This window comes from Actinoplanes sp. NPDC051633 (genome assembly GCF_040681735.1).
Classification (GTDB): Bacteria; Actinomycetota; Actinomycetes; order Mycobacteriales; family Micromonosporaceae; genus Actinoplanes.
The window spans coordinates 1-4,101 of sequence record NZ_JBFAZH010000710.1 but is presented as its reverse complement, the minus strand read 5'-3'; the positions used below and the strand labels follow the sequence as shown (position 1 = coordinate 4,101).

General features: G+C 70.3%; 5 protein-coding genes and 1 pseudogene. 3 read left to right on the top strand and 3 right to left on the bottom strand.

Annotated features, from left to right (window positions below; all coding sequences use genetic code 11):
- Positions 1–202, top strand: a pseudogene (locus AB0M20_RS30325) (hypothetical protein); the annotation flags it as partial.
- On the opposite strand, the gene AB0M20_RS30320 reads toward AB0M20_RS30325, so the two are convergent.
- From AB0M20_RS30320 to AB0M20_RS30310, 3 genes are all read right to left on the bottom strand, one after another.
- Entirely contained in the window at positions 181–396 is a 216-nt protein-coding gene (locus tag AB0M20_RS30320) for a hypothetical protein (protein ID WP_364303742.1), read from the bottom strand. The pseudogene AB0M20_RS30325 and the gene AB0M20_RS30320 overlap by 22 nt on opposite strands.
- A gap of 154 nt (positions 397–550) precedes the next feature.
- Positions 551–1,483, bottom strand: a complete 933-nt coding sequence (locus AB0M20_RS30315) for a YegS/Rv2252/BmrU family lipid kinase (protein ID WP_364303741.1) — start codon at positions 1,481–1,483, stop codon at positions 551–553.
- A gap of 38 nt (positions 1,484–1,521) precedes the next feature.
- On the bottom strand, positions 1,522–2,100 hold the full coding sequence (locus tag AB0M20_RS30310) for a GAF domain-containing protein (protein WP_364303740.1): 579 nt from the start codon (positions 2,098–2,100) through the stop codon (positions 1,522–1,524).
- A 398-nt stretch (positions 2,101–2,498) separates the two neighbouring features.
- Between AB0M20_RS30310 and AB0M20_RS30305 the strand changes: the two genes are divergently transcribed.
- The gene (locus AB0M20_RS30305; protein ID WP_364303739.1) at positions 2,499–3,179 is read left to right on the top strand and encodes a sigma-70 family RNA polymerase sigma factor; all 681 of its coding nucleotides are present in this window, start codon (positions 2,499–2,501) and stop codon (positions 3,177–3,179) included.
- The gene (locus tag AB0M20_RS30300) at positions 3,176–3,967 is read left to right on the top strand and encodes a zf-HC2 domain-containing protein (RefSeq protein ID WP_364303738.1); all 792 of its coding nucleotides are present in this window, start codon (positions 3,176–3,178) and stop codon (positions 3,965–3,967) included. The genes AB0M20_RS30305 and AB0M20_RS30300 overlap by 4 nt, the downstream gene beginning before the upstream one ends.
- The last annotated feature ends 134 nt before the right edge of the window (positions 3,968–4,101 follow it).

The following is a 4,101-nucleotide window of genomic DNA, read 5'->3' as shown; positions in this document are numbered from 1 at the left end:
GAGCGCCGGCGGCATCATCGCCGCGGTGATGCGGGAGCTGCGCGGGGAGTCGGCGGAGAGGGCGCTGGGCCACGTCCGGGCCATCGGTGACCGGCTGACCGAGATCCTGGCCGCCGCGGCCGAGGACGCGACGACGCCGTTGCGGGCCGCCCGCCGGCGGATCCCCCAGGGTGTGCTGAGTCACGGTGTGCTGAGTTCGTAGCCGGCCACGGCGAGGGTCAGCACCAGGGCGACGGTGCCGAGGAAGAGGGTCGCCGTGTGCCGCCACGCCGCGCGGCGGGAGGCGGAGACGGACTTCTTGGCGGAGCGGACGTCACGCCAGGCCGCGTGGGTGCGGCCCAGGCGATATCCGATGACGAGGACGGTGGTGGCGGTCAGGACGGAAGCGACGCTCACTGCGGAACTCTGGTGGTACGGCATGGCCAACCCCCCGATGTTGCGTAGCGGTGCCGGACGACAGCCAGTGTGGGGTCGCCGGGCCGCCGCGGGCCAGGGGATTGGTCGCTATAAGGGCATGAAACACGTGCCCGGGTACGGACGGAACTGTCGCTTATCCGACCAAAGCCTCCTCGGCGGCCGGCTGCTCCGACGGCACGCGTACCCGGGGCACACAGATCTTGATCGCCGCCGGCACCACCTCGGCGGTCAGCTTCTTCGCCGCCTCCCGCGCGCCGCCGTCCAACTCGTACTGGAGCTTGGAGTGCAGCTTCACGTCCACCCGCCGGGCGCGGGTGATCCGGACGAACGGCGAGCGATCGGAGCGCCCGACCGCCATCGTGCCGAGCGCCCGCGCCCACTGCAGAGCGCCCTGCGCGGTGGCCACGCCGACGTCCAGCCAGCCGTCGTCGGGTCGCGCGTCGTCGAAGGCCTGGATGCCGCCGGTGATCGTGCCGACGTTGCCGACCAGCACGCAGCTCGCCTCGTCGTCGAACCAGTCGATCCCGTCGATCTTCACCTGCGCCCGGGGCGCGGCGCCGTTCACGTGGCGGATGCCGGCCCACACGTAGGCGAGCTTGCCGAGCCGGGCCTTCATGTCCTTGTCCGCGTCCTGGATCATCGCGCCGTCGAAGCCGATGCCGGCCATCACCGCGAAGTGCTCGCCGTTCAGCTTGCCGAGGTCGACCCGCTTGCGCTTGCCCTCGAACGCGACGTCGACCGCGCCCGCGAGATCGGCCGGCACGCCCAGGTTGGTGGCCAGCAGGTTGCCGGTGCCGGCCGGGATGATCGCCAGCGGCGTGCTCGAGCCGGCCATCACGTCGATGGTCCGCTGCACCAGGCCGTCGCCGCCCCACGCCACCACCAGGTCCGGCTTCGCGTCGAGCGCCTTGCGTACCTTCTTGGGCGCCTTTTTGCTCTTCGGCACCTCGTACCAGAGCAGCTTCTCGACGCCGTGGCCGGTGATCCGCCGGCGCAACTCGTCCAGCCCACCGTCCAGCGTCTTGCCGGAGTGAGCCACGACCGCGATCGTGCGTGGTGTCCGCATGGGACGGTCGCTTACCCGATCGCGGGTCCGCGCGAAACCTAGCTGACCGTCTCCCGCATGCGCTGCGTCTCGGCCGCGCTGCGGATCACCATCAGGCGCAGCTCGAGCTCGTCGGAGACCATCTGAGCCAGGTGCTCGAGGGCCTTGAGCTGGCGCGGGGTCGCCTCGCGCGGACGGTTGTCGATCACGTTGACGGTGCCCAGGCGGTAGCCGTCGTGGGTGCGGATCGGCGCGGCGGCGTAGAAGCGCAGGCCAAGCTCGCCGCGGACCAGCGGGTGCTCCAGGGTACGAGGATCCACCGCCGCGTTGTTGATCACGTACGTGCCGTCCTGGTCGATCACCGACGCGCAGAGACCCGGCTCGCGGCCGACCTGGCGGACCCCGACCAGGCCCTGGCACGCGGCCAGCCACACCCTGTCCTGCTCGACCAGGGACACGGTGGCGATCGGCGTCTCGAAGATCGCGCCGGCCACGAAGGCGATCCGGTCGTACGCGTCCTCGACCGGCTGATCCACCAGCCGGTACCGGCGCACAGCGGCCAGCCGAGCCTGCTCCTCGGGCCCCACGGCGTCGAGGTACTCATATGCGTTCGACGACACGGGGCTGCTGTTCGTCATGGAGGACGCCCCCTCACGCTTCGATCTCTCGCGGTCACCGTGAGCTTAGTGAACCGACCGGGGCGGGTCGCAATGCCCTCGGGTGGCCGATTCGGCGGGTTCGGTCTCGATCAGGGTGAATGTCGCACACACTGTGAGTCCTGTGACCTCGCGGGTTCGGCGATCGACCGCAAGTGAGTAGTATTCGCGTGCTCGGCCGAGCAGATATCGGTGTACATGGATGGTTTGCACCGTTCGGCCACACGGGCCCCCCGCCCTTCGCCCCCCGGAGGAACCTTGCGATCACCCGCTGACCGCACCACAACGGAACCTTATGAAAATCTTGTCGGCCGATTGATCCCGGCCGGTGTCCCCACCCGTACAAGGGGTGACAGGGGAAGCACCGGCAGGAGGAATCGATGCATGCGTCAGTCATGGAGCGGCGTGCGCCGGACGAGGTGTGCGGCATGACGCAGCAACGGTCCGGCGGACGGTGGCAGGCTCTCGACGGAGGTCCCGGTGCGGAGAATGATGGTCCGGTGATTCCCCGACAGGCTCCCCGCCACGAGGCCGCCCCGGTTGCGGCTGACCACGAGGACACCCTGGTCCGGATGCTCTACGAGGAGCACGCGGGACCGCTGCTGATGTTCGTGCTGCGACTGACCGGCGGTGACCGGCAGCGTGCCGAGGACATCGTCCAGGAGACCCTGCTGCGAGCCTGGCGCAACGCGCACCGGCTCGGCGCCCAGGGGCAGCAGTCGCTGCGGCCCTGGCTGGTCACCGTGGCGCGGCGGATCGCGATCGACGACCACCGCAGCACCAGCGCCCGGCCGCCCGAGACCTACGACCGCGAGCTGGAGAGCTTCCCCAGCACGGCGGACGACACCGATCGGGTATTACAGCTGATGACGGTCACCGATGCGCTCAAGACGCTGAGCCAGTCGCATCGTGAGATCCTCGTCGAGACGTATTTCCGCGGCCGGACCGTTCCGGAAGCGGCTGAAGTGCTCGGCCTGCCACTCGGCACGGCCAAGTCGCGGGTGTACTACGCACTGCGGGCGCTGCGGACGGCCTTGCAGCAGCGGGGGGTGACGGAATGACACAGGAACAGCACTTCGATGTGGCGGCGTACGCGCTGGGGGTGCTCGACGAGCGCGACGCGAGCCGCTTCGAGGACCATCTGATCGAGTGCCCGGCGTGCGCCGTGGAGCTCGAGTCGTTCCTCCAGGTGGCGGACATCCTCGCCGATGTCGACGCCGACGCCCTGGTGGCGACCGAGGAGTCGCGCAAGGACGGCCTGGTCCTGAAAAAGGTGATCAGGGCGGTCAGCAGCGAGCGGCGCAAGGCCAACAGCCGCCGGCTCTACTCGCTGGCGGCGGCCGTGGTCGTCTTCGCGATGCTCTCCATCGGCGCCCTCTTCGCCGGAGCCCGCTGGCTGGCGCCGGATCAGCAGGGCAATCCCACCGCCCAGGGCGGTCCGACGGGTCAGGCGTCGGCGGGCCCGACGCAGCTCGATCCGCTGCCGCCGGGCGGCGGCTTCGGCGGCCCCGTGGAGGCGCTGGCCGGTCAGCGCATCGGCAGCACGGACGCCCGCACCGGGGTCCGGCTGGACGCCGGGCTGAAGGAGATCGACCTGGGCACACAGATCCAGTTCGCGGTCTCCAACATCAAGGGCCCCAGGGAATGCGAGCTGGTCGCCACCGGCACCGACGGCAGCAGCACGGTGCTCTCCAGCTGGACCGTCGGCAAGACGGGCTGGGGCACCGCCGAGCGCCCCGAGCCGCTGCTCCTCTCCGCGGTCACCGCGAAGCCCAGGAGCGAGATCGCCAACCTGCAGATCCGTGAGGTCAAGGACGGCGAGGACCCCGTCCTGGTGACCACCCAGTAGTAACCCCCGCTCCTCGTTCGAGGCCCGGTCGCCGGCCGCACACGCCCTCCGTGAGGTGGTGCCGGCGATCAACACCCCAACCAGAGGGAGCCCCGTCGACGGGCGATCGGGAGAGAACGCCACCCCCCCCGGCG